The sequence below is a fragment of the Polynucleobacter tropicus genome, assembly GCF_013307225.1.
Lineage (GTDB): Bacteria > Pseudomonadota > Gammaproteobacteria > Burkholderiales > Burkholderiaceae > Polynucleobacter > Polynucleobacter tropicus.
In genome coordinates, this window is the sequence record NZ_CP028942.1 from 639,953 (window position 1) to 665,677 (window position 25,725).

Here is a 25,725-nt window from a genome sequence, read left to right on the forward strand (position 1 = left end):
CCAATATGGAAGCAATTGGGCTAATTCTTCGCCCTAGCATCAGGAATAAGCCAATACCTAAAAATATCCAACCCCATTTAAATGGCGAAGGAGATTTTTTAGCCAATAGAAACGCAAAGAAGGCTGTTCCAGCTTGGGTTATTAGAGATAGTGAATATAGGATCAGTGCTATGGTGATCATCAGGCTGTCGGTTGTAATGGCTTCTGTCTTTAGAATTTCGCACATTGGATTATGCCCGTCAATAGCAAATGGAATTCGCTTCAAAAGCACTTATCCGCTAACATTAGACAATGGGTGATATTCAATTAGAAAAGCAAGTCTGGGCTTTGGCAGCTTATACAAATGCCATTAAAGTTTTATTGCGAGCTAAGTCACAACTAGAGTTGGTTGAAGGCGTATGTCAAGGCATTACCAATCAATTTCCATATGTAGTTTCTTGGGTTGGCTTAATTAAAGAAAACCATACAAAAGAGTTGCTCATGGCTGGTGTCTCAGGATCAGCCAGTGCTTATGCAGATGGAATAGTTGTAAGTTGGGATGAGACCCTTCCGAGTGGTCGAGGTCCCATGGGAACTGCTATTCGCACGCGCAAACCCAAGATTATTAATAACTGCGCCACGGATCCTTCATTTTTACCATGGAGAGATCGTGCTAAATCTCATGGGATCAAAAGCTGTGTTGCTGTCCCACTTATTCTGAACGAAAAGGTAATAGGATCGCTGATTGTTTATGCGAGCATTCCAGATGCCTTTGCGCAACCAGAAATCCATCTTTTTGAGGGCTTGGCCGATGAGGTTTCATACGGCATTGATAGTTTGCAAAAAGAGTTTGAGCTGGAAAAAGAAAAAATTCAAACTGAGGCTTCTCAAAAAAGATTAATTAATTCCTTAGAAGCAATGGTTGGAGCAATGTCCACCACTATGGAGTTACGTGACCCTTATACTTCTGGACATCAACATCAGGTAGCTATTATCTCTGAGGCTATTGCTAAAGAAATGGGTTGTAGTGAAGATCAAATTCACGGGTTAAAGTTGGCCGCATTAGTTCATGACATTGGCAAGATTTCTATTCCAGCTGAAATATTAATGAAACCTATAGCTCTGACGGATCATGAGCACTTTATATTGAGAGATCACGTCAACAGTGGCTATAAAGTGCTAAAAGAGATTCCCTTCATTTGGCCTATTGCTGAAATCGTTAGGCAGCACCATGAGCGAATTGATGGCTCTGGTTACCCGTTGGGCCTTAAAGGCGACCAAATATTGTTAGAGGCAAAAATTCTTGCGGTAGCCGATACTCTTGAATCAATGTCTGCTTTTAGGCCGTATCGACCTGCATTGGGATTGGATAGGGCAATGGAGTTGATCCTTGCGGAATCTGGGAAAACTCTTGATGCTAGTGTAGTTTTAGCGGCAAATAAACTCTATCAGCAAGGGTTATTGCAAGGCTTAGTGAGAAAGAGTTGAGTTTGTCCTTAACCCGACATTCCATGTGCCCAAGAGTCACGTTACTTGACACTTGAATATCCCTTGAGACGCCTATGGTGGCCCGCGGTCACCCAGTGCCTTTCATCCTGACTCAATTAACCTCCGCAAGATCGCCTACTGAGCCCACACGGTCAGTAAATTTAACGAGTCTCAAAAGAAAAAGCCCCTAGATTTCTCAAGGGGCTTTTGTATAACTGGTGGGTCGGGCGAGATTCGAACTCGCGACCAACGGATTAAAGAATGTAGATTGGATTAGACAGGCCAGCACATTGCCTAAACCTATTTATCGCTCTCCAAGCGTTCCAAGATGAGATTGGCAAGAATCGATTCGTCGCCATTGAAAGCTAATTCCATTGCCCGATAAATTTGTTCTTGTTCTAAGTCTGAGTAATCAAGTTTGTAGCCAGCCTCTTCGCTTAGTTGGGAGATAAATAGGCGTTGTACGCGACCATTTCCCTCTCGGAAAGGGTGAAGGGCATTTATCTCAGATAGATAATGGGCTAATCTTTTTGATAGATCGTTGGCATCTAGACCTTTTAGGCGATTTTCTCGAGCCAGCTTATTAAAGATCTCGTTTGCTGCAGATTTAATAAATCGCACATTGGCAAAACGACTATTTCCACGACTAATATCTACAGTGCGAATCTTTCCAGCCCAGTCATATACATCTTGGAAAAGCGCTAAGTGGATGTTCTGCAGATGGGCTAGGTCAAATTTTCCTGATACAGGACTTTCTATGATTTCAATTGAGCGCAAAGTAGATAGCTCACCTTCGTAGGCGTCCAATTCATTTGCGTTAGTTATTTCTGCTTTATTTCGAAGTACATCCGTACCTGGGTAGCAGTAGGTGTCATCCGCGTCGTAGCGTGACATACCGTTGTTTGGTTTCTTCGATTAATTGCGCAATAGTCTTTTTGCCAGCAACGTAATCCGTGAGGTTTTGCGCTAACTGTTTGGTGGGAATAATGCCCTCAATTCGAGCAGAAGCCACGGCGTTGGAAACGCTGTATTGGCGAACTTGAGATTGGGTGGCGAATTTCGTTGGCATGAGTACATTTTAAAGGATTTAACGTGGATTTCCTAGGGAAATCTATTCAATAATCTGGCCATAAACTCCTGATATTTCAAGGAATTATGGCTGTATTTTGGATGTTATTGATGGTATCGATATTCCTGGGTTTTACCACCATAGCCATAGCTTGCTGCTCTGACATCTTGCACGTAGATATAGCTTTCTTCATGAAGATTGCCTAAGATCCGTTCAAATCCTTCAAAAGCTTCCTTGATGTACTGGGCTTTCTCATCCTTGGTATTAGTTTCATCGGTAATCTTGATATCAAAGTAAAAGCTATTCTTGCCTTGTTCACTCAATAGCTTTCCACCAACCATCCAGCACTCAGGATCAGCGTAGTCAATAGCAATTGCTGTTACTTCCTTCTTTTTACCCAAAATACGATGAGTAAGATCAAGCAATAATTCATGAATAGCTTTGGTCGTAGCGACATTTTTTTGACCGCTGACTTTAACATTCAATATTGGCATGTGTTTCTCCTTTAAAAATTAATCAAACTAATTAGCTATGCAACTATTAGGGAAATAAAAAAGCCCAGTTACTTCAGGGCAGAACTAATTCCTCGTAGTTGTCCTACAACTTCCTCAAAATGGTTGGTGCCCAATACTTTCTTTAGACGCTTGGTAACAGCACCACTTGCTGCGTTAATGGCGTTTTTCATCTCAAGGGCCTTTTTAGTGGGGTGAATTTCCTGTTCACGCCCATCTTTACTGGAGGCAACCCGTTTAATCAGCGCTAAACGCTCTAGGCCGTCCAAGCCTCTAGTAGCAGTGGGGCGGCTGATGTTCATCTCTACAGCAAGTTCACTTTGCAATAAAGGGGCTTTATCCAGAACGACTCTGAGCATGAAGGCTTGAGAGGGAGTAAGACCAAAAGGCTTAAATGCGCTAGTCCATTCCCGCTCTAGCTGCCTAGCTAGGCTGGTGGTGTTGAAATAGAGGCATTGTTCAAACATGAGGGTTAGTTTAGACTAGTTTAGTTAGCTATGCAACTATATCTTTCCAGGTGTCTCGTTACGTGACACTTCTGTCCATAGCAATCTTGAAGTAGGATGGGCATATAAGACCAAATAACCCTGATTTAAGCGCTCCTTGTCCAAAAAAGTCACAACTGCCGATTTCATAAGACGTGCCCGTGAGGTTCACGGAGATAAGTACGACTACTCAAAGACCGTTTATATAGCCGCCATTAAAGATGTCACGATTATTTGCCCCATACATGGAGAATTTCAACAAAGACCAGCAAATCACAATATTGGCCGTGGTTGTCGAGCTTGTGGGGGGAATAGGCCTTTAAGTCTTACAAGTTTCATAATTCGTGCACAGATATTGCATCGCAATCGCTATGACTATGCCCTTGTAAGTTTTAAAAGCGTTGAGGACAAGGTAAGGATTCTTTGTCCAGAGCATGGATTTTTTAGCCAGCGGGTAATGTCTCATTTAAGGGGCTTTAACTGCCCCAGTTGTGGGCGTGAATCTACCGCTCAAAAGCTTGGCCATTCTTTAGAGCGTTTTTTACAAGACGCAAAAGCGATGCATGGTGATAGATATGATTATTCAGAAGTTGATTACACAAATGCGTTAACCAAAGTCAAAATCATTTGCTCAAAACACGGAGCCTTTTATCAAACACCATCCAGTCATATTAATGGGGTTAATTGCTCCAAATGCAGCGATATCGCTAGCGCAGATAAACGTAGATTAACTACAGAAGACTTTATTAGAGCGGCTTGGTTAACTCATGGAGATCGTTACGACTATTCGAAAGTCAACTATGTGACCGCCTTGGAAAAGGTTGAGATTATTTGCTCCGAGCATGGTTCCTTTTGGCAGTCACCAATCAATCATTCAAGAGGGTCTGGTTGCCCCGGATGTGCTGTTTCTGGATTTGATCAAACTAAACCTGCTACCCTTTACTACCTTGCGGTACTAACAGATAGCAATGAGACTCTATATAAGATAGGTATTACCAATCTTTCAGTTCATAAGAGATTTCCATCTATAGACCTTGAGAGAATCCGAACCCTAAAAATATGGCAATTTGACCAAGGGGCTGATGCGGCACAGGAGGAATTAAGGATTCTTCGTGAATTTGAAGATGATCAATATCTCGGGCCTGATGTGCTGGTAGGTGCAGGCAATACGGAGTTATTTGTTCGAGATGTTTTAGGTCTTGAAAACGAGGTAGGGCTTAAATATTTCAAGCAATGGTCTCAAGAGTCTTTTGATTTGGATGAATAGAGCACCTGGTTTGTCGGGTTACCCGACATCTTATGTGTTTGGCTAGACAGTTAAGAATTTCATAACTAAACTGGACTGATTCACCTATTACCAAAGGCATTTAATGAAATACCTTGTATTTCTAGCGTTCTCACTCGTAACTAGTCTTGCCAATGCTGTTAGTTACGACTGTACCGTTACTAAAAAGCTAGATTTTGAGAATGTCTATCAGCCAGCCCAAATGGAGAAATACAAGTTCTCAGCCAGGATCCATGATTCAGAGAAGCCTAAGGTTGATAGATGCAGTATTAAGCCAAATGACAATAAGGTAACTTGTGACTCTTACGATATCGACAGGGTAGAGGTCGATAAACATGTTGGCTATAAGAAGTTTTATCTATTTAGAAGCCAATTCGACATCCAACTCTTTCCCGATATGAAGTTTGTTGAGAATAATGGCCGTGGTGGAATTGCTTTTGGGACTTGTAAATTGCTATGAGTGATTTTTCAATAGACTTAGCGGCTGAGCAAATTTACGATTCAAGGACAAGAGAGTACTTTAGCGAGGTACTCGGCTCATTTATAAATAAAAATTACCGATCCGCGACTGTAATGCTCTGGTCTGTTTTGATTTCAGATCTGATATACAAACTTCACTCCCTAAAGGATCTTTATCAAGATCAAATTGCAAGCTCAATCTTGGACGGGGTGCTAAAAAAACAAAGCACTAACCATGCTAATCCAGAGTGGGAAATGTATTTGGTTGATGAGGTATATAAAAGACTTCATCTTATTGAGGCCTCGGATTATCAGTCAATTCAGAATTTGCAAAAGTATCGACATCTGTCCGCTCATCCAGTTTTGAGTGGAGAAAATCTACTTTTTTCTCCTAATAAAGAGACTGTTAGAGCATTAATTAGAAATACCTTAGAAGGGGTTTTATTAAAGCCGCCAATTTTTTCTAAGAAAATCGTTCATGAATTTGTTCAGGATATGGCTTCTAAAAAAGACCTTTTGCCTGATGAGATTGGATTAAGGAAGTATTTAAATGCCAAGTATTTTGGACATCTTGCTCCAGCGATCGAAGAGGACTTGATAAAAGCATTATGGAAGTTCTGCTTCAGAAGCTCAAATTTAGAGGTAGATGCAAATCGAGATATTAATCTTCGTTGCTTGGGGTTGCTGTATGAAAGAAGTCCGCGCACTTTTCATGAAGTGATTAAAAGAAATGTTGATTATTTCAGTGAAATATCTGCAGGAAGCGATCAATTGTTGTGTCTAGTTAATTTTTTGGGTGATGCTCCCCGTGTATTCGATATCTTGTCAGATGCCGCTAAAACGCTAATAGAAACATTTGCCAAGGCTTCCGGAGTGCTATTTTCCAAATCAATTTTTCTAAATTTATCTTATGCAGATCATATAAGTCAGCTATGTAAGTATGACTACTCGCAGCTTAAAGAAATGACTGGCGAGGATTTTGTCAAAGTTGTCCGCGGTTGCGATAAAAACGATCAATTACGGCAAATAGTCTTTAGGCTTGGATCAAAAATTTATTATGAGAGTCCTAATTTTGATTCGGCTGATGCTAACTTTTCTAAGTTTGTTAAGCCTTATATAGATAGCTTTGATTCAAAATCAATTGATTTTTTGTTAAAAGGCATAGAAGGTCATAATCAAACATACCTGAGATATCGCTCATGTATTGACCATCCAATTATTCATGAGGTTGCAATTTTTTGTGGAATTACTGATTTATCGCCATATCCAAATTTCCTGAAATCATTGCCTGAAGAGGAATAATTTCGCTAACATTCTTTAAGAAGACGCCCACGACATTCCAGCGTTATCCATCCCCACCCATATCGGTCCAATAGATCACCTATTGAGCTCACACAGTCTCCACATTCACCATAGCCCCAAAGAAAAAGCCCCTAGATATCTCTAGAGGCTTTTGTATAACTGGTGGGTCGGGCGAGATTCGAACTCGCGACCAACGGATTAAAAGAAGTCGTGGCTCTTTAAAAACCCATATAAATCAATAGTTTGTAGGGCCAAAAAATGACTGTGCGATTGACTGTGCGATTGCATTTAGGTGCAAAGTTCGAATCTGTAGGTCGGATTTGATGTCTCAGTACTAACTTTCGATAAGCACGAACTCGCCTAATGAAAGTTTTTCTCTAAATTGGGAAAAAGAAAATTGAGCCTTACTTACTCCAGAGTTCAAGATTTCAATCTTTCCATCGGGAGTGAAATTCGCAAAATATTCTCCAGCGGGAAATAATATCTGAGCAAGATGAGTCTTGCTGCTTGAATAAGCATCAAGGATAAGCCCATGTGTAATTCTGATACGCATGCCAAAGCATATTTCTTAATTATTAGAAACAAATAACTAGATGCACGCTTTTGCTAATACTCTGCACCAAAATGAGTCTTAGTGCCACAATAAGATTCAATATTATGAATTGCACTACTCAAGTGCAAAAAATTTACTATTGCTCCCTAATTGGTTGTTTAATGAGTTTGTAAGAATTTTTGTGCAATGCAATGATCCGATCTTATGGCGAATTATGAAACTAATCACTGCAATTATTAAGCCTTTCAAGTTAGATGAAGTTCATGAGGCTCTTGCCGAAATAGGTGTTAATGGAATGACATCTTATGATGTGCGAGGATTTGGTCGTCAGAAAGGACATACCGAGCTTTATCGTGGTGCCGAGTACATCATTGACTTTATCTTGAAATTAAAAATTCAAGTAGCAGTTGCCGATGAGCTGCTGGAAGATGCGTTGCAAATAATTTCTCGGGCAGCCTACACCGGAAAAATTGGTGATGGGAAAATTTTTGTGCATCCGATCACTGAGGTCATTCGTATTCGTACTGGAGAGAGGGGTCCTAACGCTCTATAGGCCGGACTGTAACTGCAACATCTAGTTTGTGATCTGACCCGCCATGAATAACCCCGCGAATGGGGGACACATCTGCATAGTCCCTACCCTGAGCGAGAAGAACATAGTCTTCACCAGGTGAGATATATCCCCAGCGATTATTTGTGGGATCTAAGTCACACCAATTTCCACCTGTTAAATCTCCATTTGAATCAATATTAGGTACATATACAGAAACCCATGCATGAGAGGCGTCGCCACCAATTAGGCGTGGTTGACCTGGGGGTGGGTTGGTAAGGATATAGCCGCTGATGTACTTGGCTGGTAGTCCAATACTACGAAGAGACGCAATCAGAATATGTGCAAAGTCCTGGCAGACACCTTTTCGATTATTTAAAGCTTCGAGTGCGGGTGTACCAATATCTGTACTTTTGCTGACATAGTGAAACTCACCATAAATTCTCTGGGTTAAATCAATTGCAGCTTCTAGTACTGGACGTCCTGACGTGAAGTTTGCTCTAGCAAACTCATAGAATTCTGAGCGAATTTCCACAAACGGAGAGCTAAATAAAAATTCTGATGCAGCATCCCATTTGCTTTTGGAGTGATAGCGAAAGTATTCGCGCACCAGTTCCCAGGCGGGCGTATCTTGCGGTTTAGGTCCTGATTGAAAGTTTCCATTGGTTTCAATCAATGATTTAGCGCTGATTAACAACTCGCTATGTCGATTTTGTAGAGAAAAGAAAGTCCGTACATTTCCATAGTTATCTAGGCTCTCTTCTGACCAAGCAGGTTTTAGATTCACTTGAATCTCTGATTCCAGAACCTGCTGACTTTGAACCGAGGCTGGCTTTAGATGAGCAAAATGCTGCGCAATTTCAACGCTCGGATCATAGTCGTATTGGGTTTCGTGAATAATTTCGAGCAACATAAAGTTGTGCTTATATCTGAACTGTGTACTCTTGGGTATGAATCAAATTAAAGTAGCGTGCGCTAATTGCATCAGAGACATTCCAGGCTGATTGAGAAACGGCATGCAAACAGTTTCTCAAGTCCGAAAAATTACCATAAGCATCTGCTGTGGATAGCTTCAGTAGATCGAAATTTTGCAAATTCGTCACACTACGAGTGAGCTCATCCGGGTTGTCGCGCTCAGTGCCTGCTAATTTAGATAATCGAGCTCGTAGAGCCTTGCTGACCCATGCCAAGGAACGGGGATTCTCATCGTCCATTACTAACAGGCTGATCAGCGGTGCTATATCACGGCTCTGCTGGTACTGGGCATGGAAGGTAATGGTGCTGTCAAATAAATTCAGTAGCGCGGTATATCCAGAGCCATCAACATTTGGGTTAAACAATAATCCCATTTGAATTGCAGAGTCCAGCACCGTTGTGAAAAACGACAAACGTTCTATGTGTCTACCTATCGAGAGGAGCTGCCAGCCGTCATCACGCGTCATGCGATCAGTTTGGGCGCCCGTAATGGCAGCTAGAGAGCTACTGACTTGGCCCAGAGCGTCAATCGCTAAAGAGGATGAAAAGTCGTGATAGGTGGCAGCCTTATGGCAATCTTTTTGAAAGTTTTCAATACAGTGATTAATGGCGCTCCATTGCTCAGTTGAGAGTCGTTCACGCACATTTGATGCAGTACGTTTCATTGCATTGAGATTAAATCCTACGCTAGTGACATTTTTGCTGTTGTTAAGCGAGTCAATTAAGGTTCTCTCAAAAATACGATGGCGAATGTCGCCTTGGTCAAAATTACTTGGGACGCCCTCGGGTACTAGGCCATATTGGTGGCAGAGATACTCAAGCCATGACCATAAAGATCGAGATGGAGTGTATTCGCTATTGATATTTTCAAGATACAGTTTAGCTAGGCGTAGGATATTCTCGCTACGCTCTGTATATCGGCCAAACCAATATAAATTTTCGGCTGCACGACTGGTAACCATGCGTTTACGGATGGTTAATTCTTTAGGTTGGTTTGCTTGCTGAGAATTTTCTTCAATATTGATAGCGGATTGATTGGTTTGTACCCAGACATCAGCGCTACTTCCGCCGCGTTGCATGGAGGCGATACCTGAATCATCGCTAGCAATGCGGGCAAGACCTCCTGGTAAAGCCTGCCAACTATTCTCGCCGTTGCTCAGGGCGAATACTCGCAACATATAAGAGTGTGGCTCTATTAGTGACGCATCATTGAGATTGAAGGCATTCAACCAGGTTGGCATTTGTGCCAGTGGTATGTAGGTTTGAACTGTATGCTCATCAGGCTGCCGAGTAATTTTTCCAACCCATTCATCTAATTGAGTTTGCGTAAGGTCGCCGCCAAGAACTGACTCGTAATTTTGGTGCCCGCTACCTTTAGGGTATGTTGGTTTAATTGCGCTACGACCCAAATTTGGAATCGCTGCTTCCAATGCTGCTCGCTCGCCACACCACCAGGTATCCATTGCAGGTAGTTGAATTTGCTCGCCCAGTAGACGCTCGCTGATGGCAGGTAAAAAACCAAGAAGCGCAGGGGACTCCAAAAAGGCAGAGCCTGGAGCATTTGCCAAAATCACATTGCCAGCGCGGATGGCTTGTAGTAAACCAGGAACCCCTAAAGTCGAGTCAGAGCGTAATTCAAGGGGATCCAAAAATGCGTCATCTAAGCGTTTTAGGAGAATATCAACCGGTTCCAAGCCACGGACTGTTTTTAAGTAAACGCGTTGATCTCGAACGGTAAGGTCTCCACCTTCAACTAAGGTTAATCCAAGGTAACGAGCAAGGTAAGCATGCTCAAAATAGGTTTCGTTGTATGGGCCTGGAGTTAGAAGGGCAATATGGACATTCGACCCCGCAGGACTTTCTAGCTTTAATGCATCAATTAAATCGCGATAGGCATTCGCTAAATGGGCAACGTTCATTTGCTCATAAGCCTTGGGGAACTGACGAGAAATTAAGTTTCTGTTTTCTAGTAAGTAGCCCAGTCCAGAGGGAGCTTGGGTGCGCTGTGACAAAACAGACCATTTACCATCTGGAGATCTTGCTAAATCAAAGGCAATGATATGCAGATACTTACGGCCATGAAAGTTTGCTCCATACATTGACCTCAGATATCCTGGGTGACCATGAATAAGTGCCGGAGGAATGAATCCTTCCTTAAGCAAAGTTTGCGGCCCATAAATATCTTGCATGATGCCCTCAAGGAGTTTTGCTCTTTGCAAAACTCCTGCCTGAATCTCTTGCCATGAATCAGGATTAATAATTAAGGGGAATAGATCTACCGACCATGGGCGCTGCGGACCAAATTCATCGGCATAGACGTTATAGGTAATGCCGTTATCACGAACTTGGCGATTGAGCTCAAGCGTTCGTTGGTCTAAATCAGACAGCCCAGATGGCCCAAGCTGCTCAAAAAACGTTTTCCAGTGTGGCAATAGATCCTGGGAGTGACCTCGGAGTTCGTCAAAATGACCGGCTTTTGCATGTGGGGCTAAACGAGCTATCTCATCCGCCAAAGGGAGGGTGTCTACAGAAATCGGAGGATTTGCTTGAGAAGGATCCACAAGCTATTGTCTCATCGACGCATATCAAGGGTAAATGGGAACTCTTTGCTGGCACTAATTTCAATATTAGACTGAACTCCCTCTATCGGTCCAGGCGTATGACCCATGCGGAAGAAGCGAGCAAGACGACGGCTTTCTGCCTCATAAGCATTCACAGGGAAGGTGTCGTAATTTCGGCCGCCGGGATGGGCAACATGGTACTGGCAGCCACCCACAGAACGCTTCATCCAAGTATCAACAACATCCAAGGTGAGAGGTGCATGAACGCCAATGCTGGGGTGTAGGCTTGATGGGGGATTCCAGGCCTTGTACCTTACTCCCGCAACGTACTCTCCAGCTGTGCCAGTCGGTTGTAGCGGCAATGGTTTTCCGTTGCAGGTAATGGTGTAGCGGCTTTGATTGAGTCCTGTCACGCGCACCTCTATACGTTCAATAGAAGAATCAACATATCGTGCGGTCCCGCCACCCGTACTTTCCTCGCCCATCACATGCCATGGCTCAAGACCATTTCTAATGGTGATTTCAGTACCCATGGTTTGGATTTGACCAATGAGTGGGAAGCGGAACTCGAGGTGTGGTGCAAACCATTCAGGCTTAAAGTCATAGCCATGGCGTTGCATCTCTTCAATGACGTCATCAAAGTCCATCTTGATAAATGTTGGTAGCAGGCAGCGGTCATGAAGTTCGGTGCCCCAGCGTGTTGCTGGTGCTAAATAGGGCTCATCCCAGAAACGGGCGATCAGTGCGCGAATCAGTAGCTGCTGAACGATACTCATGCGCGCATGAGGCGGCATCTCGAAAGCGCGTAATTCAAGTAGTCCTAACCGACCAGTTTGGCTATCGGGTGAATACATCTTATCGATACAAAATTCGCTACGGTGGGTATTGCCTGTCACATCGATCAATATATTACGCAGGGTTCGGTCAACCAGCCAGGGTGGCATGCTTGCGCCATACTTCTTACGATTTTCATGAATCTCTTTAAGAGCAATTTCTAATTCATAAAGCTGATCATTACGCGCTTCGTCGACTCGCGGTGCTTGACTCGTTGGGCCAATAAACATGCCGCTAAATAAATAACTCAGGCTCGGATGATTGTGCCAATACAAAATCAAACTTGCCAAGAGCTCGGGTTTGCGTAAGAAAGGGCTATCGACTGGTGTGGCGCCACCCATCACAAAGTGATTACCACCACCTGTGCCAGTATGGCGGCCATCGGTCATAAATTTTTCGGCAGATAGGTGAGACTCAAAGGCGGCCTGATAGAGAAACTCAGTATGCTCGACCAACTCATTCCAGTTATGAGCTGGATGAATGTTGACTTCAATAACACCTGGATCAGGAGTAACTTGCAATATTTTTAATCTTGGATCACGTGGAGGTGGATATCCCTCAATCACGATTTGAAACTGCAATTGATCAGCTGTAGCTTCCACAGCTTCTAGTAGATTTAGATAGTCCTCTAGTCTGGCCAGTGGTGGCATGAATACATAGAGGGCACCATTTTTGCCGCCATGTTTGTTTTCGGCATCAGGGCCGCTAGCGCGCATTGGATCACGAGTCTCGACGCATAACGCTGTCCTGGTGATCCAGGCAGCAGACTCTTGGCGAAGTGGACTGCGGCTTTCTTGAGATTGGCTCCAGATAGAATTACCAGAGCCACTAGAAGGGCCCAAGGATTTTTTGATTAATGTTTGATGCTGCTGAACTACTGGCGCGCTTGTTCGCAATGGTGGTCTAGGCGCAAACGGATCTTGCTCAATCATGTAAGGGTAATCCGCTTTACTGGTCCAGGGCAGCGAGTCCAAAGGTAAGCGGTAGCCCATCGGAGAATCTCCGGGTAAAAGATATAGGCGATCTTCGCGATAAAACCAGGGACCAGTTTTCCAATGGGTGTCGAAGTAGTTCTGAGCTTGACCTGCTTCAATCGGCAATACATAACCAATTACGGAATCTAATTTTTGAGTAAAGACGCGTTTTAAGCGGGTGCGTTCCATCTCGTCATCTAAATTCGACTGAAATGGATCGACATTGACTGGCAGTTTAGATTCGCGCCAGAGGTAGTAAAAAACATCTTCGTAGGCAGGCTCAATAAACTTATCAGCAAGCCCTAGATTTTTGGAAAGTGTATAGACAAATTTTTCTGCATCTTTGTTGGTGTAGGTAATGGGATCACGTTCATCAGCAAAGAGTTTTGGGTTTTTCCAGATTGGGTGACCATCAGCCCTCCAGTAAATCGAAAGTGCCCAGCGAGGTAACTGTTCACCCGGATACCATTTGCCTTGTCCAAAGTGCAAGAAACCACCATCACCATATTGTTTGCGTAGGCGCTCCACTAAATCCGTTGCATAACCACGCTTTGTAGGTCCTAGCGCATCGACATTCCACTCGCGCTCATCACGACCATTGATAGAAACGAAGGTTGGCTCTCCGCCCATAGTTAGACGTACATCACCAGCTTCTAATTTCTGATCAACTTTATGACCAAGCTCCACAATGGCTTGCCATTGTTCTTCTGTATAGGGTTTTGTCACTCGAGGTGATTCATAAATCCTTGTGACTTCCATCGTGTGCTTAAAGTCTACTTCGCACTTATCAACACCACCTTCAATTGGAGCTGCACCTGAAGGTTCTGGGGTGCAGGCAACTGGAATATGGCCTTCACCGGCAAATAGTCCAGAGGTTGGATCTAAACCAATCCAGCCTGCACCAGGCAAATAGACCTCGCACCATGCATGCAGATCTGTGAAGTCCACCTCTGTGCCACTAGGGCCATCTAAGGCTTTGACATCTGGCTTTAATTGAATCAGGTATCCAGATACAAAGCGAGCGGCTAAACCGCTTAGGCGTAATAAATTCACCATTAACCATGCTGAATCACGACAGGATCCGCTTTGTAAATCTAGAGTCTCATCGGGAGTCTGAACGCCAGGCTCCATGCGAATGAGGTAATTAATGTCGCGTTGAACTTTTTGATTTAGCTTGACTAAAAAATCAATCGTTCGCATTTTGCTGCGATCGATAGTTTTTAAATACTTATTTAAAGTAGCGTTGCGCATCTTACCTAAGTAGGGGCGCAATTCCTTTTTTAATTCTGAATTATAGCTAAACGGATAGTTCTCAGCGTCAGGTTCCAAGAAGAAATCAAAAGGGTTGTATACCGCCATCTCAGTCACAAGATCAACGGTTACCTTAAATTTCTTTACCTTTTCAGGAAAAACTAAGCGCGCCTGATAGTTGGCGTAGGGGTCTTGTTGCCAGTTAACAAAATGTCCTTCAGGCTCCACCTTAAGTGAGTAAGAAAGAATATGACTGCGGCAATGAGGCGCTGGACGTAGGCGAACTATTTGCGGCCCCAGTTCCACTAGGTGGTCATAGTTATATTCGGTGACGTGATGGAGCGCAGCATGTATAGACATGATTCAAAGTCTATAAGTTCACTATAAGGGTGCAGAATTGCTTCGCACAAGACTAGTGCGGTAAATCTGAAAATGCCCAAAATTGGACAAAAGACGTCAAAAATAGGGCATTAAGGCCAGAATTCCCAATGCAGAAGGAATAAGTTGTAGTTGTACTCCCTCTGAAAGTGGATATGTCCAATCAAACTACCTTGACGATCAGTAGCAAAAACTATTCATCATGGTCTTTGCGGGGTTGGCTCATGCTCAAACTCTCTGGATTGCCATTTCAAGAAATAGTGGTGTCACCAGATGATGTTGATAACAGAGCAGAGTTATTACTTCTCTCACCCTCAATTCTGGTTCCTCGGTTGGATCATGATGGATGTCGAGTTTGGGACACCATGGCTATTGGCGAATATTTGAATGAGCTTAAGCCAGGCGCTCATCTATTACCAAAAGATCCTATTGCTAGAGCACATTGTCGCTCTGTATGCGGCGAGATGCACTCTGGATTCTCAGCTCTGCGTGCTTCATTGCCAATGAACATTAAGGCAAAGTTTGCATCATTTAAGGTTTGGTCAAAAGCACAAATTGATATCAATCGCATAGTGGTCATTTGGCAAGACTGCCTTACAAGCTATGGTGGTCCATTTTTGTTTGGTAAAGATCCCACGCTAGCCGATGCCATGTTTGCACCGGTTGTTACCAGATTCCTGACTTATCACGTAGCGCTTGATAAGACATGTGAGAAGTACTGTGATCACATCATGGCAATGCCTGAGATGAAGGAATGGGTGATGGGCGCCCTTGAAGAACCCGATGATATTGAAGAACTTGAAGTGGAGTTTTGATCATGAACGCACCCGTTAAATTTAAAAGTGATACTGATTTTTCTCATGTAAAGCCAGCAGATACGCAGTTTTTGCCAGGTGGCTTACGAGACTTTTTCTTATACCGCGATTTGGGAGTGGCAAAAGCAACCAAGGGAAAAGTAATTGCCCATTTGGTTAAAGCCAATAAACCACCAGTTGATGGTACTGGCTGGCACTATCACGTAGCTGAATTTCAAATTGTCATCATGAACAAGGGTTGGGCAAAGTTCATGTATGAAGATAAGGTCACATTAGTTGAGGCCGGCGATGTCGTGCATCAAATGCCTGGGATTGCTCACTATCTATTTGATTACTCGCCAGATATGGAGTATCTAGAAATTGTAGGACCTGCGGATTTTGAAACGGTTCCAGTGGCTAAGGGGCCAGCAGATGTTCCTGGAGTTACCCCATGGAAGTCTTGAGTAAGAATTCACTGACCTCCGATTTTACGGTGCTGTTTCAGCGGATTATGACGTTGGCAGAAGAGCTTGATGGCATGCGTGAGTATTACCGAGATCTTTATAAGAAGATTGAGGCGGATGAATTCTCGGATGTAGATATACAAGAGTTAGACCTTCTTAAAATCTTTAACGTTGCGGGTTTTGTCAATTTATCCATTATTTCTGCACAAGCAGCACAAACAGCGGCAATCATTGCGAATGATGTTTCCCTAAGCAGGGTATTTGATCCCACTTTAAAAACCACTGAGCGAGCGCTACGCCACATTGAGAGCGGTTCTTATAAATGATGTACAAGGCTTACCAAACCTTTGCAAACCTGCATGATCCTATTCGAATATTTGCGAAAGCATCAGAGCGTGTTTCCAATAATTGGTTTGGTAATCTCAGCTTAAATCCGCTACAACGGCTCTCGGCGCACTATGAACAAATTGCATTGCTTGGTTTTACGCACACGAGGCCAGATTTTAAGATTCATTCTGTAATTGATTCGTTCGGCATAGAGCAAGCTGTAAGAGAAGAAAAGGTGCACTCAACCCATTTTTGTGATTTGGTGCGCTTTAATAAACCTGCTGTTGAGGGTCAGCCGAAGATATTGTTGGTAGCGCCTATGTCAGGGCACTTCGCCACTCTTTTGGCTGGCACTATTAGAACCCTATTGCGAGATCATGATGTGTATGTCACTGATTGGCTCAATATTCGCGATATACCTCTGAGCTGCGGTGAATTTGAATTTGATTCTTATGTAGAACATATTATTCATTTTCTGCGGTTTATTGGTCCGCAAACTCATCTCATGGCGGTATGTCAGCCAACGGTAGCCTGCCTTGCTGCTACAGCAATCATGTCCGAAGATAAAAGTCCTGATGTGCCAGCAAGTTTGACACTGATGGCTGGCCCAATTGATGTCAGTCAAAATCCTACTAAGGTAAATGAGTTAGCAAGTAGCAAGCCGATATCATGGTTTGAAGAAAAGCTTATCGGAGAGATACCAAAACCTTTTGGAGGTGCGGGTCGAAAAGTATATCCAGGCTTTTTGCAGCTAATGGCATTTATGAGCATGAATCCAGATCGTCATGCGGAATCGTTTCGTAAGCTCTACGAATACCGAATTAGCGGTGAGACTGAGAAGGCTGACGCTATTCATGAGTTTTATGAGGAGTACTTTGCCATCATGGATTTATCTGCCCAGTTTTACCTGCAAACAATCCAAAAAGTTTTTATGGATCGAGACCTTGCTTTGGGAAGGTTGACATACCATGGTAGATTGGTTAATCCAAGGCTAATAAAAAAAACTTTTCTCCTGACGGTGGAGGGAGAAAGGGATGATATTTGTGGCATAGGACAAACATTGGCTGCCCAAGATCTTTGTAGTGGTCTGCCGGGCTACATGAAGTCACACCATCTTCAGGCTGGTGTGGGGCATTACGGTGTATTTAACGGTAAGCGCTGGGATACACAAATATATCCCGTTGTTCGTAACCACATTCAATCGGCTCTTTAAATCGGGAGGGAATCATGGTTGTCTATATCACTAATGGGATAGTTGCGAGGATGCGGCGCAATGATGGAACTGATAGAGGTTCTCTATCGCTTCAACCAGGAAAATATGTTGCAAACAAAATCAATGATGGCTCATTAGAAATTTTGCAGGATGCTGGGGAACCTGTTTACTTGTTGCCTTTTATTTGGTGGGAAAAGATGGAATTAGGGGATCTTTTGATTGCGGCATAAAAGGTTTTATAAATGAATTATCAGTACATCAAAATTGAACAAGCAGAATTGATTGCGACAATTCGATTCAATCACTACAGCAAAAGAAATGCGTTGAGTGAATGTTTAATCGAAGAGATACATCATGCGCTTGAACTTTTTAGTAAAGAGGATGTACGTGTCTTAGTGCTTCGATCTGATAAAAAGAATAAGGTATGGTCTGCCGGTCATGATGTAATGGAGCTCCCTAGGTCTGAGCGTGATCCCCTTCCAGCAGATGATCCTGTTATGGTTTTGCTGAAATCTATTAGGGCTTTTAGGGCGCCAGTAATTGCCATGGTTGATGGTTCTGTCTGGGGCGCATCTACAGATCTGATTATGAGTTGCGATATAGCAATAGGGGACCATGATTCGACATTTGCAATTACGCCCGCAAAACTAGGTCTTCCATACACGGCAAGTGGTATCTTGCACTTCATGTCAAGAATGCCCCTTAATGTAGTTAAGGAAATGTTTTTAACGGCAGATCCAATTGGCGCTGACAGAGCATTACAGATTGGTATTCTTAATCATCTTTACGTGTCGGGTGAATTGGAAGCTAAGACATATCAAATGGCAAAAACCATTGCTTCCCGATCACCACAGGCTAATTCAGTCCTCAAAGCTCAGGCACAAATGTTATCGGATGCGGCTGTCATGAACCCATCTGTCTTTGAGCATTTGCAATCATTGCGTAAAAACGTCTATATGGGTAGCGACTATAAAGAGGGGATTACAGCGTTCCTTGAAAAGCGGGACCCGATTTTTGGTCAAGCTACTGAGTAGGGTTCTGCGTTGATGGATCGACAATCTCTAATTGAATTTAGCTATATCAGTAGAGCTAAAGATCCATTTTCGAAACTACAGCTAGTTCAGCTATTTGATAAGGCATTTAATTTCAATACCGCAAATAGAGTTACCGGCGTCTTGTTCTATGAAAATCGATATTTTGCTCAAATATTAGAGGGCACTAGGGAAGACATTTCTCATCTATGGAAGCAAATACAAAACGATAATCGTCATGTAATTATTCGTGAATTAGATTTTCGAGAGATTGATGAGCGAGCATTTCCTAGTTGGGGTATGCGATTCTTTGGTGCTGATCGAATTGCGAAATATATCCCGAATTTGAAGCAGCATCTTAATGGTTTGCCGGAGAATGACTCCAAGCTCTTAACCTTAATGCGTTCAGTTGCAGCTTTGGATAAAACATGAAAAGCCCAAAGATTTCTCAAGGAGCTTTTGTATAACTGGTAGGTCGGACGAGATTCCAACTGGTGACTAAGGAGTTAAATAACTATGCAAGCAATCGCTCGGAAAGGGGTCTAATTGAGCTTTTGACGAGCACATTGATGGAGGTCAATGCATTCCGGAGGGTAAATGCCTATGATTTATCAATGAAAGTTTATTCACTACGATTGTTATGGGTCCTATTTGGATCTTTTATTGCCATTGGTTTAGCTTTACTTATTACAAAGGCAAATTCTCCGCTATTGCTGGCATCCCTTGGTGGAACAACTTTGTTTTTATTTGCACTCACGGGGGCGCCGGCTGCTCAACCTAGGGCGGTATTTGGTGCGCACTTGATCAGTAGTTTGATTGGCATTTTGGCATATCAATTGTTTGGAGATGCTTTTTGGGTTTATGTTCTTGCCTTGATTATTACCATTGCGATCTTATTGCTCACTAGGTGTGTGCATCCTCCAGCGGGCGCAAATCCGCTGATTATGATCCAGGCCCATGCTAGCTTTATTCATCTTGGTGTCACTGTGATGGCTGGAGTATCGATCATTTTCTTGACTGCAATGATCTGGAGTCGCCTCGGAATTGGATCAAAAAAGTATCCTGTTTCATGGACGCAACCATCGCCCCCAACTCATAATTGGGGTATTTGGGACGATTGACCAGATTTCCCTTAACAGGGCAAAAATCAGAAACCGTAGTCGCTCAGGCTTGGATGATTATCCGGTCTTCTGCCGAGGGGCCAAAAAAATTTCCGCTCAGACTCTTTGATTGGTAGGTCATTGATGCTAGCAAAGCGACGCATCATAAAGCCATTTTCATTAAATTCCCAATTCTCGTTACCAAAACTTCGCGTCCAGTTTCCTGAGTCATCATGGCACTCGTAGGCAAACCTGACCGCAATTCGATTATCAGTAAACGCCCAAAGTTCTTTAATTAATCGGTAATCCAATTCTTTCGCCCATTTGCGGTGAAGAAATTCTTTTACTTGCTCGCGCCCAATTGGAAATTCAGCGCGATTTCTCCAAATGGTATCTTCTGTATAGACCAGCGAAACTTTTTCAGGATCCCGAGTATTCCATGCATCCTCAGCCATCCTAATTTTTTGAATGGCCGTCTCTCTTGTGAATGGCGGGAGAGGTAATTTTTTTTCCATTTTTAGCTCCATTAATCATAATTATTTCAATATGGATATATGATGATCCATAAATTGTTAATTGTTTGTAATTTTGCATGCTACAAAAATTTATTGCTAAGTTAAATTCTTATCTTGATCGTATAGCGCCTGGCCAGCCTGTAGTTCAATGGCGAAGAGCCTTGGTAATATCGGCTGGCGTTGGCATTGCAGTACTTGCTATTGAATTCATGAATCTCGCTTATGGCACTCTTGGTGTTAGTGAGTCAATGGTGCTTGCTGTCTTTGGGGTGACTGCCTTGTTGATATTCCTATTTCCAAATAGCATGATGTATTCACCGTTAACAATATTGGAGGCAAACTTATTTGCCTCATTTGTTGCTCTAACCTGTGTATACATAATGCCCATACCAATATTGGGGCTTATTATTTGTATGTTATGCACTACTTTAGGGCTTTATCTCCTAAATTGCATCCACCCACCAGCTTTTTTTCTAGGGGTGGTTATAGTGATGGCGGGAGTAGATAGTTTGGACTTTGCCTTCTATCCACTTATGGTCGACTCCCTCTTATTATCTTTGGCAAGCTACCTCTATCGGTCTTACTTGAATCGTTGATTAAAACTTCAAGAAAATCAGGCCAATAAAAATACAGTTTTGGTGCATACGATTTTTCTATGAGTTCTTTTGGTGCATTTCCTCGGGATTAACCCAAAGCGTTTTATTCAGAATGGATTCATGTAGTCAGCTGAATAAAAAACATGAGGAGATTGAAATGAATTCATACCGCCCATTTGACCCAGATAGGCCTTTGTTTACTAGTCGCTGTAGTTGTGGGCGTCATGCATCCGACGCTGAGCATGCTTTAGAGCTATCGGCAAAAATCGACGAAGAAAAGATAAGCGCAGATTTTGTTGAGGCCAGCCTTGTTAAAGCATTATTTCCTCAAGAAAGCCGTCGCCGTGCTTTTCTAAAGGCAGTTGGTGCTGGTGGTGCAATGAGCGCGCTATCTGGGTTTCTTCCGGTTGGCGCTTTGCAGGCCATGGCTCAAGAAAAAGCACCTATTGAAAAGCCAGACCTCAAAATTGGATTTATTGCGATTACCTGCGCAACCCCTCTCATCATGGCTGACCCTTTAGGATTTTATAAAAAGCAGGGCTTAAATGTTACTTTGAATAAGACTGCCGGCTGGGCCCTTATACGCGACAAGATGCTCAACAAAGAGCATGATGCTTCACACTTTTTATCTCCAATGCCAATTGCAATGTCTATGGGTCTTGGATCTGATCCAAGTCAGATGAGAGTTGCAACAATCCAGAATGTAAATGGCCAGGCGATAACTTTGGCTAATAAGCATAGAGATAATCGAGATCCCAAAAAATGGAAGGGCATGAAATTCGCTGTTCCATTTGAATACTCCATGCATAACTTCTTATTGCGATATTACGTATCACAAGCTGGGTTAGATCCAGATAGGGATATTCAAATCCGTGTGACACCTCCACCAGAGATGGTTGCCAATTTACGTGCTGGAAATATTGACGGCTTCCTTGGACCAGATCCTTTTAATCAGCGCGCGGTTTATGATGAAGTTGGTTTTATTCATATCCTAACCAAAGAAATTTGGGATGGACATCCTTGCTGCGCATTTGGAACATCTGAGGACTTTATCAAGAAGAATCCAAACACTTTTGCAGCCTTATATCGCGCCGTATTAAATGCTTCAACGATGGCGCGAGATCCAGCTAATCGACCTCTAATTGCAAAAGTGATCTCTCCTGCAAATTATCTCAACCAGCCTGAAACAGTAGTAATGCAGGTGTTGACTGGAAAGTTCGCTGATGGATTGGGGAATGTTCAAAATGTGCCTGACCGCATTGATTTCAACCCAATACCTTGGTACTCCATGGCCACTTGGATGTTAACGCAGATGCAGCGCTGGGGCTATGTAAAAGGTGATGTGAACTATAAAGACATCTCAGAGAAAGTCTTTTTGTTGACTGATGCTAAGAAATATATGGGCGAGACTGGCATTTCCGTTCCTCCTTTGGCAAAGGTTGGCTACAAGAAAGACAAGATTATGGGCAAAGAGTTTGATCCTTCCCAGCCTGCTGCTTATCTAAAATCATTTCCCATAAGCAAGGCGTAGAGAGTTTAAAAATGAATAACTTATCTCTCAAGGCGAAGGGTGCAATGCTTTCCGTGGTGATGCTTATTTTTTGGATTATGCATATGGCACATAGCCACCGCTCCAAAAGTTGCCACCACTCCAATTGTTGCTTCTGGCTCAAGCGAATATCAGGCGCTTATGGGGCAAGGTGGAGGCGGTGATGCTGAGAAGTCAGGCTTCCCAACTCTAACTCAGATGGGCGAGACTTTTTATAAGCAACTATCTCGACCTTTTTACGACAATGGGCCGAATGACAAAGGTATTGGTATTCAGCTTGCATATTCCTTGGGTAGGGTTGGACTAGGATTTTTTCTGGCAATGCTCGTTGCTATTCCATTTGGATTTTTGATCGGAATGTCTCCGTTGGCTTATGAAGCATTCAATCCATTTATTCAAATTCTAAAACCCATCTCCCCTTTAGCTTGGATGCCAATAGCGCTATACACAATTAAAGATTCTTCTATTTCGGGAATATTTGTAATTTTCATTTGTTCAGTTTGGCCAATGCTGTTAAATACCGCTTTTGGTGTAGCCAATGTCAGAAAAGAATTGCTTAATGTAACCAAAACCCTTGAAGTATCTCCTCTGCGCAAGGCGTTTTTGGTAATTTTACCTGCTGCCGCTCCGACTATTTTGACTGGGATGAGAATTTCAATGGGTATCGCATGGCTTGTAATTGTTGCTGCAGAAATGCTAGTTGGTGGTACTGGTATTGGATATTTCTTATGGAATGAGTGGAATAACTTGTCTATTTCGAGCGTTATTTTTGCAATTGTGATGATTGGGATTGTTGGCATGTTGCTAGATATGGTCTTTGCAAAACTTCAGAAAGTGGTCTCATATGCAGATTGAAAAAGCATTCCTCAGGGTAGATGGCCTATCTAAATCTTATAAGCTAGATGCACCCCCAGTTTTTGAAGATATCAATTTTGAAATTGATCGCGGCGAGTTTGTCTGCATTATTGGCCACTCCGGCTGCGGCAAAACCACAATTCTTAATGTGCTTGCTGGTCTTGAGGATGCATCTGGCGGTTATGCCTATATGCTTGACCGAGAGATTAAAGGGCCTAGTTTAGATCGCGGCGTTGTTTTCCAAGGGCATGCATTAATGCCATGGATGACAGTTCTTCAAAATGTAGCCTTTGCCGTCAAATCTAAGCATCCTGATTGGAATAAATTTCAAATTGAGGAGCATTCAAAAAAATACTTAGCAATGGTTGGATTGGTTAACGCCGAGAATAAAAAGCCCTCTGAATTATCTGGCGGTATGAAGCAGAGGGTTGGTATTGCCAGAGCATTTGCGATTGAGCCCAAAATGTTATTGCTTGATGAGCCATTTGGCGCCTTAGATGCTTTAACGCGAGGAGTGATACAAGATGAGTTGCTAAAGATATGCAGCGAAACGAAGCAAACTGTATTTATGATTACGCACGATGTTGATGAAGCTATTTTGCTCTCAGACAAAATTATGCTCATGAGTAATGGGCCAAATGCTCGTATTGCCGAGATCGTAATCAACACATTGCCAAAGGATCGAAAGCGTGCAAACTTGCATCATGATCCAATGTATTATCCAATGCGCAATCACTTAGTTGACTTTTTGGTTAACCGTTCAAAGGATTTACAAGCCAAAGGTTCGGCGGGCATGTTGGACGGCTATAAGCCTATATTAGTTTGCCCAGGTCTACAAACCCCAGTTACGCAATAAATCAAAAACCTACAATTAAGGAGAAAAAGATGGATCGTTCAGTAGTGACACAAAAAATTATTGAAGCAAAAGTAAAAAAAGGTATGAAGTGGGCTGATATTGCGAAAGCAATTGGTGAGTCAAAAGAGTGGGTCACGGCTGGTTGCTTAGGTCAAATGACTTTTACTAAAGCTCAGGCCGAAGCTGCCGGAAAATTGTTTGATTTAACTGATGAAGAGATGGCATGGTTGCAAATTGTTCCTTATAAAGGTTCTTTACCAACAGCGGTTCCAACGGATCCATTAATTTATCGTTGGTATGAAATCGTGAGCGTATATGGAACAACAATCAAAGAGCTCATTCATGAGGAATTTGGTGATGGAATTATGAGTGCTATTGATTTCTCTATGGATATCCAACGAGAGCCTGATCCCAAGGGCGATCGAGTGCAGGTAGTTTTATCGGGTAAATATCTATCCTATAAAACTTACTAGTCAATTTATAAATCAAAAATAAAAGCCACCGAGAGGTGGCTTTTGTATAACTGGTGGGTCGGGCGAGATTCGAACTCGCGACCAACGGATTAAAAGAAGTCATACCTCTTCAAAAACCTATATAACATAAGGCTTTAAGCGACCAAAATATGACCGTGCGATTGACTGTGCGATTGCTTTTTGGTGCAAAGTTCGAATCTGTGGATTAGATTTCCAGCTTTTAATTCCCTGACTAATGAAATGAGAAGATTATTTCTTTAATGTCTGAAACTTGCTAGTCACATCGCCGCTTATTGTCGAGTCTTCACCAGATAAAGACTTAATTGAGGCGCCTTTAGAAAAATCTACTTTCTTTAGATCAACCCAAACCATATTTGGGGAATCAGAGGCATTAAAGTAGTAGATCCTATTTTTAGAGTCCGCCAAAGTTGTCCACAAGGTAGGCCAAGTATCTTCAGACTCGATTGCGGTAGAGGTATTGTGAGCGCCAAGAGGAACGGAAACTGTTTTAGTGATGCTAAACACTTGAGCTAATGCTTCTTGCGTAGATTTTGGTACTGGACTAGTTTTTAGGAAGGCAGAGGCACGAACAAATCTGCTGGCTGGGTCGATATCACCAGGAAGGGATTCCTTGCCACCAAAGTATTTGTAGTTCTTGAGATTATTTAATTGCCAATCCAATGGCGGCTCATTTGTCATTACTGCTGTTTCTGGGCCATGATGAATGACCATCTTGCCATCAATAAATTCAATTACCGCAGAATCACCTACTTCGTCTGAAAGAGATACATGTAGGGGCCACTCGCGTCCAGATGCTTTGATAGAAACAATCTGAATTTTCTTTATCTCTGCGAGCGCCTCATTAACTGTCGCCGCATTGTCGAGCAAATATTGAACGATTACCGCATTTGATACGCCAGGGCGAGTATCCCTTTTTTCATATTGAGACTCATGAAGATAAAGAAGATTAGCTACTAAGCCTTTTTCATTGATGCCATCTGAGCTACCGACATCTAGTGAGTTAACTGCAACACTTCCGTATTTAGCATTCCATTTTGCTGAATTAGGCACTCCGCCGTTTCTAGCAACACCTCTTGGATAAATCATGAGCTTAGCGTGATCTGGCATATACAGATCCATTGTTCTACCAACTACAACATTGCCAGTTGAATTAAATAAAACACGAGAACAAGCAATCGCCTGATTATTTAGAAGGCCTATTGATAGGCTAGCAACTAATGCGAAGGCAATATTTTTACTTTTAAACATGATGCTCTCTTGATATGAATGGGAAATA

26 protein-coding genes and 1 pseudogene are annotated in these 25,725 nt (G+C 42.7%); 18 read left to right on the forward strand and 9 right to left on the reverse strand.

Annotation, left to right across the window (positions count from 1 at the left end; all coding sequences use genetic code 11):
- The first annotated feature begins 291 nt into the window (after positions 1-291).
- Positions 292-1,467, forward strand: coding sequence for an HD domain-containing phosphohydrolase (locus tag DCO17_RS03450; RefSeq protein ID WP_173955412.1), 1,176 nt, complete (start codon positions 292-294; stop codon positions 1,465-1,467).
- Between the two features lie 300 nt (positions 1,468-1,767).
- On the opposite strand, the gene DCO17_RS03455 is transcribed toward DCO17_RS03450, so the two are convergent.
- The 4 genes from DCO17_RS03455 to DCO17_RS03470 form a co-directional block, all read right to left on the reverse strand.
- Positions 1,768-2,361 carry a Fic/DOC family protein gene (locus tag DCO17_RS03455; RefSeq protein WP_173955413.1) on the reverse strand — a complete coding sequence of 198 codons (594 nt, stop codon included), beginning with the start codon at positions 2,359-2,361 and terminating at the stop codon, positions 1,768-1,770.
- Positions 2,339-2,536, reverse strand: a complete 198-nt coding sequence (locus tag DCO17_RS03460) for an antitoxin VbhA family protein (protein ID WP_173955414.1) — start codon at positions 2,534-2,536, stop codon at positions 2,339-2,341. Before DCO17_RS03460 ends, DCO17_RS03455 begins: the two co-directional genes overlap by 23 nt.
- Before the next feature lie 104 nt (positions 2,537-2,640).
- Entirely contained in the window at positions 2,641-3,030 is a 390-nt protein-coding gene (locus tag DCO17_RS03465; RefSeq protein WP_173955415.1) for a tautomerase family protein, read from the reverse strand.
- Positions 3,031-3,098: 68 nt separating this feature from the next.
- On the reverse strand, positions 3,099-3,515 hold the full coding sequence (locus tag DCO17_RS03470) for a MarR family winged helix-turn-helix transcriptional regulator (protein ID WP_173955416.1): 417 nt from the start codon (positions 3,513-3,515) through the stop codon (positions 3,099-3,101).
- Between the two features lie 136 nt (positions 3,516-3,651).
- Here DCO17_RS03470 and DCO17_RS03475 point away from each other — a divergent pair, with 136 nt between their 5' ends.
- The 4 genes from DCO17_RS03475 (at position 3,652) to DCO17_RS03490 (ending at position 7,685) form a co-directional block, all read left to right on the forward strand.
- Positions 3,652-4,800: a DUF723 domain-containing protein gene (locus tag DCO17_RS03475; protein ID WP_173955417.1), complete on the forward strand. Its 1,149-nt coding sequence runs from the start codon at positions 3,652-3,654 to the stop codon at positions 4,798-4,800.
- A gap of 103 nt (positions 4,801-4,903) precedes the next feature.
- Positions 4,904-5,278 (forward strand): hypothetical protein, encoded by a 375-nt coding sequence (locus DCO17_RS03480; RefSeq protein ID WP_173955418.1) that lies wholly within the window; start codon positions 4,904-4,906, stop codon positions 5,276-5,278.
- On the forward strand, positions 5,275-6,579 hold the full coding sequence (locus tag DCO17_RS03485; protein ID WP_173955419.1) for a hypothetical protein: 1,305 nt from the start codon (positions 5,275-5,277) through the stop codon (positions 6,577-6,579). Before DCO17_RS03480 ends, DCO17_RS03485 begins: the two co-directional genes overlap by 4 nt.
- 767 nt (positions 6,580-7,346) lie before the next feature.
- Entirely contained in the window at positions 7,347-7,685 is a 339-nt protein-coding gene (locus DCO17_RS03490) for a P-II family nitrogen regulator (protein WP_173955420.1), read from the forward strand.
- On the opposite strand, the gene DCO17_RS03495 is transcribed toward DCO17_RS03490, so the two are convergent.
- The 3 genes from DCO17_RS03495 to DCO17_RS03505 are packed head-to-tail and all read right to left on the reverse strand — an operon-like array spanning position 7,672 to position 14,637.
- Positions 7,672-8,595 carry a transglutaminase family protein gene (locus tag DCO17_RS03495; RefSeq protein WP_173955421.1) on the reverse strand — a complete coding sequence of 308 codons (924 nt, stop codon included), beginning with the start codon at positions 8,593-8,595 and terminating at the stop codon, positions 7,672-7,674. The genes DCO17_RS03490 and DCO17_RS03495 overlap by 14 nt on opposite strands.
- 10 nt (positions 8,596-8,605) lie before the next feature.
- Entirely contained in the window at positions 8,606-11,218 is a 2,613-nt protein-coding gene (locus DCO17_RS03500) for a circularly permuted type 2 ATP-grasp protein (protein ID WP_173955422.1), read from the reverse strand.
- An 11-nt stretch (positions 11,219-11,229) separates the two neighbouring features.
- Entirely contained in the window at positions 11,230-14,637 is a 3,408-nt protein-coding gene (locus DCO17_RS03505; protein WP_173955423.1) for a transglutaminase family protein, read from the reverse strand.
- Positions 14,638-14,810: 173 nt separating this feature from the next.
- Here DCO17_RS03505 and DCO17_RS03510 point away from each other — a divergent pair, with 173 nt between their 5' ends.
- From DCO17_RS03510 to DCO17_RS03545, 8 genes are all read left to right on the forward strand, one after another.
- Positions 14,811-15,470, forward strand: a complete 660-nt coding sequence (locus tag DCO17_RS03510) for a glutathione S-transferase family protein (protein ID WP_173955424.1) — start codon at positions 14,811-14,813, stop codon at positions 15,468-15,470.
- Positions 15,471-15,472: 2 nt separating this feature from the next.
- Positions 15,473-15,913 carry a cupin domain-containing protein gene (locus DCO17_RS03515; RefSeq protein WP_173955425.1) on the forward strand — a complete coding sequence of 147 codons (441 nt, stop codon included), beginning with the start codon at positions 15,473-15,475 and terminating at the stop codon, positions 15,911-15,913.
- Positions 15,914-15,960: 47 nt separating this feature from the next.
- Positions 15,961-16,239, forward strand: a complete 279-nt coding sequence (locus tag DCO17_RS03520; RefSeq protein WP_173955426.1) for a hypothetical protein — start codon at positions 15,961-15,963, stop codon at positions 16,237-16,239.
- Entirely contained in the window at positions 16,236-17,453 is a 1,218-nt protein-coding gene (locus DCO17_RS03525) for a polyhydroxyalkanoate depolymerase (protein ID WP_254598810.1), read from the forward strand. Before DCO17_RS03520 ends, DCO17_RS03525 begins: the two co-directional genes overlap by 4 nt.
- 14 nt (positions 17,454-17,467) lie before the next feature.
- The gene (locus DCO17_RS03530) at positions 17,468-17,683 is read left to right on the forward strand and encodes a hypothetical protein (RefSeq protein ID WP_173955427.1); all 216 of its coding nucleotides are present in this window, start codon (positions 17,468-17,470) and stop codon (positions 17,681-17,683) included.
- A gap of 12 nt (positions 17,684-17,695) precedes the next feature.
- On the forward strand, positions 17,696-18,487 hold the full coding sequence (scpB, locus tag DCO17_RS03535) for a methylmalonyl-CoA decarboxylase (RefSeq protein WP_173955428.1): 792 nt from the start codon (positions 17,696-17,698) through the stop codon (positions 18,485-18,487).
- Between the two features lie 12 nt (positions 18,488-18,499).
- Positions 18,500-18,916: a BLUF domain-containing protein gene (locus tag DCO17_RS03540; RefSeq protein ID WP_173955429.1), complete on the forward strand. Its 417-nt coding sequence runs from the start codon at positions 18,500-18,502 to the stop codon at positions 18,914-18,916.
- Positions 18,917-19,098: 182 nt separating this feature from the next.
- Complete coding sequence (locus DCO17_RS03545; RefSeq protein WP_173955430.1) at positions 19,099-19,605, forward strand: HPP family protein; 507 nt, start codon at positions 19,099-19,101, stop codon at positions 19,603-19,605.
- A gap of 26 nt (positions 19,606-19,631) precedes the next feature.
- Here the strand turns inward: DCO17_RS03545 and DCO17_RS03550 are convergent, their stop codons facing one another.
- Positions 19,632-20,099: a nuclear transport factor 2 family protein gene (locus DCO17_RS03550; RefSeq protein WP_173955431.1), complete on the reverse strand. Its 468-nt coding sequence runs from the start codon at positions 20,097-20,099 to the stop codon at positions 19,632-19,634.
- Between the two features lie 77 nt (positions 20,100-20,176).
- Here DCO17_RS03550 and DCO17_RS03555 point away from each other — a divergent pair, with 77 nt between their 5' ends.
- The 5 genes and pseudogenes from DCO17_RS03555 (at position 20,177) to cynS (ending at position 24,428) form a co-directional block, all read left to right on the forward strand.
- The gene (locus DCO17_RS03555) at positions 20,177-20,695 is read left to right on the forward strand and encodes an HPP family protein (RefSeq protein WP_173955432.1); all 519 of its coding nucleotides are present in this window, start codon (positions 20,177-20,179) and stop codon (positions 20,693-20,695) included.
- Between the two features lie 157 nt (positions 20,696-20,852).
- Positions 20,853-22,226: a CmpA/NrtA family ABC transporter substrate-binding protein gene (locus DCO17_RS03560; RefSeq protein ID WP_173955433.1), complete on the forward strand. Its 1,374-nt coding sequence runs from the start codon at positions 20,853-20,855 to the stop codon at positions 22,224-22,226.
- A gap of 44 nt (positions 22,227-22,270) precedes the next feature.
- Positions 22,271-23,099, forward strand: a pseudogene (gene ntrB / locus DCO17_RS03565) (nitrate ABC transporter permease).
- Positions 23,089-23,955 (forward strand): ABC transporter ATP-binding protein, encoded by an 867-nt coding sequence (locus tag DCO17_RS03570; protein WP_173955434.1) that lies wholly within the window; start codon positions 23,089-23,091, stop codon positions 23,953-23,955. The pseudogene ntrB and the gene DCO17_RS03570 overlap by 11 nt, the downstream one beginning before the upstream one ends.
- A gap of 29 nt (positions 23,956-23,984) precedes the next feature.
- Positions 23,985-24,428, forward strand: a complete 444-nt coding sequence (cynS, locus tag DCO17_RS03575; protein ID WP_173955435.1) for a cyanase — start codon at positions 23,985-23,987, stop codon at positions 24,426-24,428.
- 249 nt (positions 24,429-24,677) lie between these two features.
- Here cynS and DCO17_RS03580 read toward each other — a convergent pair whose 3' ends face one another.
- Positions 24,678-25,697 (reverse strand): linear amide C-N hydrolase, encoded by a 1,020-nt coding sequence (locus DCO17_RS03580; protein ID WP_173955436.1) that lies wholly within the window; start codon positions 25,695-25,697, stop codon positions 24,678-24,680.
- Between the last annotated feature and the right edge of the window lie 28 nt (positions 25,698-25,725).

Coding starts and splice junctions, on each gene's coding strand:
- DCO17_RS03450 (WP_173955412.1), top strand. CDS start 292: ATGGGTGATATTCAATTAGAAAAGCAAGTCTGGGCTTTGGCAGCTTAT.
- DCO17_RS03455 (WP_173955413.1), bottom strand. CDS start 2,361: ATGTCACGCTACGACGCGGATGACACCTACTGCTACCCAGGTACGGAT.
- DCO17_RS03460 (WP_173955414.1), bottom strand. CDS start 2,536: ATGCCAACGAAATTCGCCACCCAATCTCAAGTTCGCCAATACAGCGTT.
- DCO17_RS03465 (WP_173955415.1), bottom strand. CDS start 3,030: ATGCCAATATTGAATGTTAAAGTCAGCGGTCAAAAAAATGTCGCTACG.
- DCO17_RS03470 (WP_173955416.1), bottom strand. CDS start 3,515: ATGTTTGAACAATGCCTCTATTTCAACACCACCAGCCTAGCTAGGCAG.
- DCO17_RS03480 (WP_173955418.1), top strand. CDS start 4,904: ATGAAATACCTTGTATTTCTAGCGTTCTCACTCGTAACTAGTCTTGCC.
- DCO17_RS03485 (WP_173955419.1), top strand. CDS start 5,275: ATGAGTGATTTTTCAATAGACTTAGCGGCTGAGCAAATTTACGATTCA.
- DCO17_RS03490 (WP_173955420.1), top strand. CDS start 7,347: ATGAAACTAATCACTGCAATTATTAAGCCTTTCAAGTTAGATGAAGTT.
- DCO17_RS03495 (WP_173955421.1), bottom strand. CDS start 8,595: ATGTTGCTCGAAATTATTCACGAAACCCAATACGACTATGATCCGAGC.
- DCO17_RS03505 (WP_173955423.1), bottom strand. CDS start 14,637: ATGTCTATACATGCTGCGCTCCATCACGTCACCGAATATAACTATGAC.
- DCO17_RS03510 (WP_173955424.1), top strand. CDS start 14,811: ATGTCCAATCAAACTACCTTGACGATCAGTAGCAAAAACTATTCATCA.
- DCO17_RS03515 (WP_173955425.1), top strand. CDS start 15,473: ATGAACGCACCCGTTAAATTTAAAAGTGATACTGATTTTTCTCATGTA.
- DCO17_RS03520 (WP_173955426.1), top strand. CDS start 15,961: ATGACGTTGGCAGAAGAGCTTGATGGCATGCGTGAGTATTACCGAGAT.
- DCO17_RS03525 (WP_254598810.1), top strand. CDS start 16,236: ATGATGTACAAGGCTTACCAAACCTTTGCAAACCTGCATGATCCTATT.
- DCO17_RS03530 (WP_173955427.1), top strand. CDS start 17,468: ATGGTTGTCTATATCACTAATGGGATAGTTGCGAGGATGCGGCGCAAT.
- scpB (WP_173955428.1), top strand. CDS start 17,696: ATGAATTATCAGTACATCAAAATTGAACAAGCAGAATTGATTGCGACA.
- DCO17_RS03540 (WP_173955429.1), top strand. CDS start 18,500: ATGGATCGACAATCTCTAATTGAATTTAGCTATATCAGTAGAGCTAAA.
- DCO17_RS03545 (WP_173955430.1), top strand. CDS start 19,099: ATGAAAGTTTATTCACTACGATTGTTATGGGTCCTATTTGGATCTTTT.
- DCO17_RS03550 (WP_173955431.1), bottom strand. CDS start 20,099: ATGGAAAAAAAATTACCTCTCCCGCCATTCACAAGAGAGACGGCCATT.
- DCO17_RS03555 (WP_173955432.1), top strand. CDS start 20,177: ATGCTACAAAAATTTATTGCTAAGTTAAATTCTTATCTTGATCGTATA.
- DCO17_RS03560 (WP_173955433.1), top strand. CDS start 20,853: ATGAATTCATACCGCCCATTTGACCCAGATAGGCCTTTGTTTACTAGT.
- DCO17_RS03570 (WP_173955434.1), top strand. CDS start 23,089: ATGCAGATTGAAAAAGCATTCCTCAGGGTAGATGGCCTATCTAAATCT.
- cynS (WP_173955435.1), top strand. CDS start 23,985: ATGGATCGTTCAGTAGTGACACAAAAAATTATTGAAGCAAAAGTAAAA.
- DCO17_RS03580 (WP_173955436.1), bottom strand. CDS start 25,697: ATGTTTAAAAGTAAAAATATTGCCTTCGCATTAGTTGCTAGCCTATCA.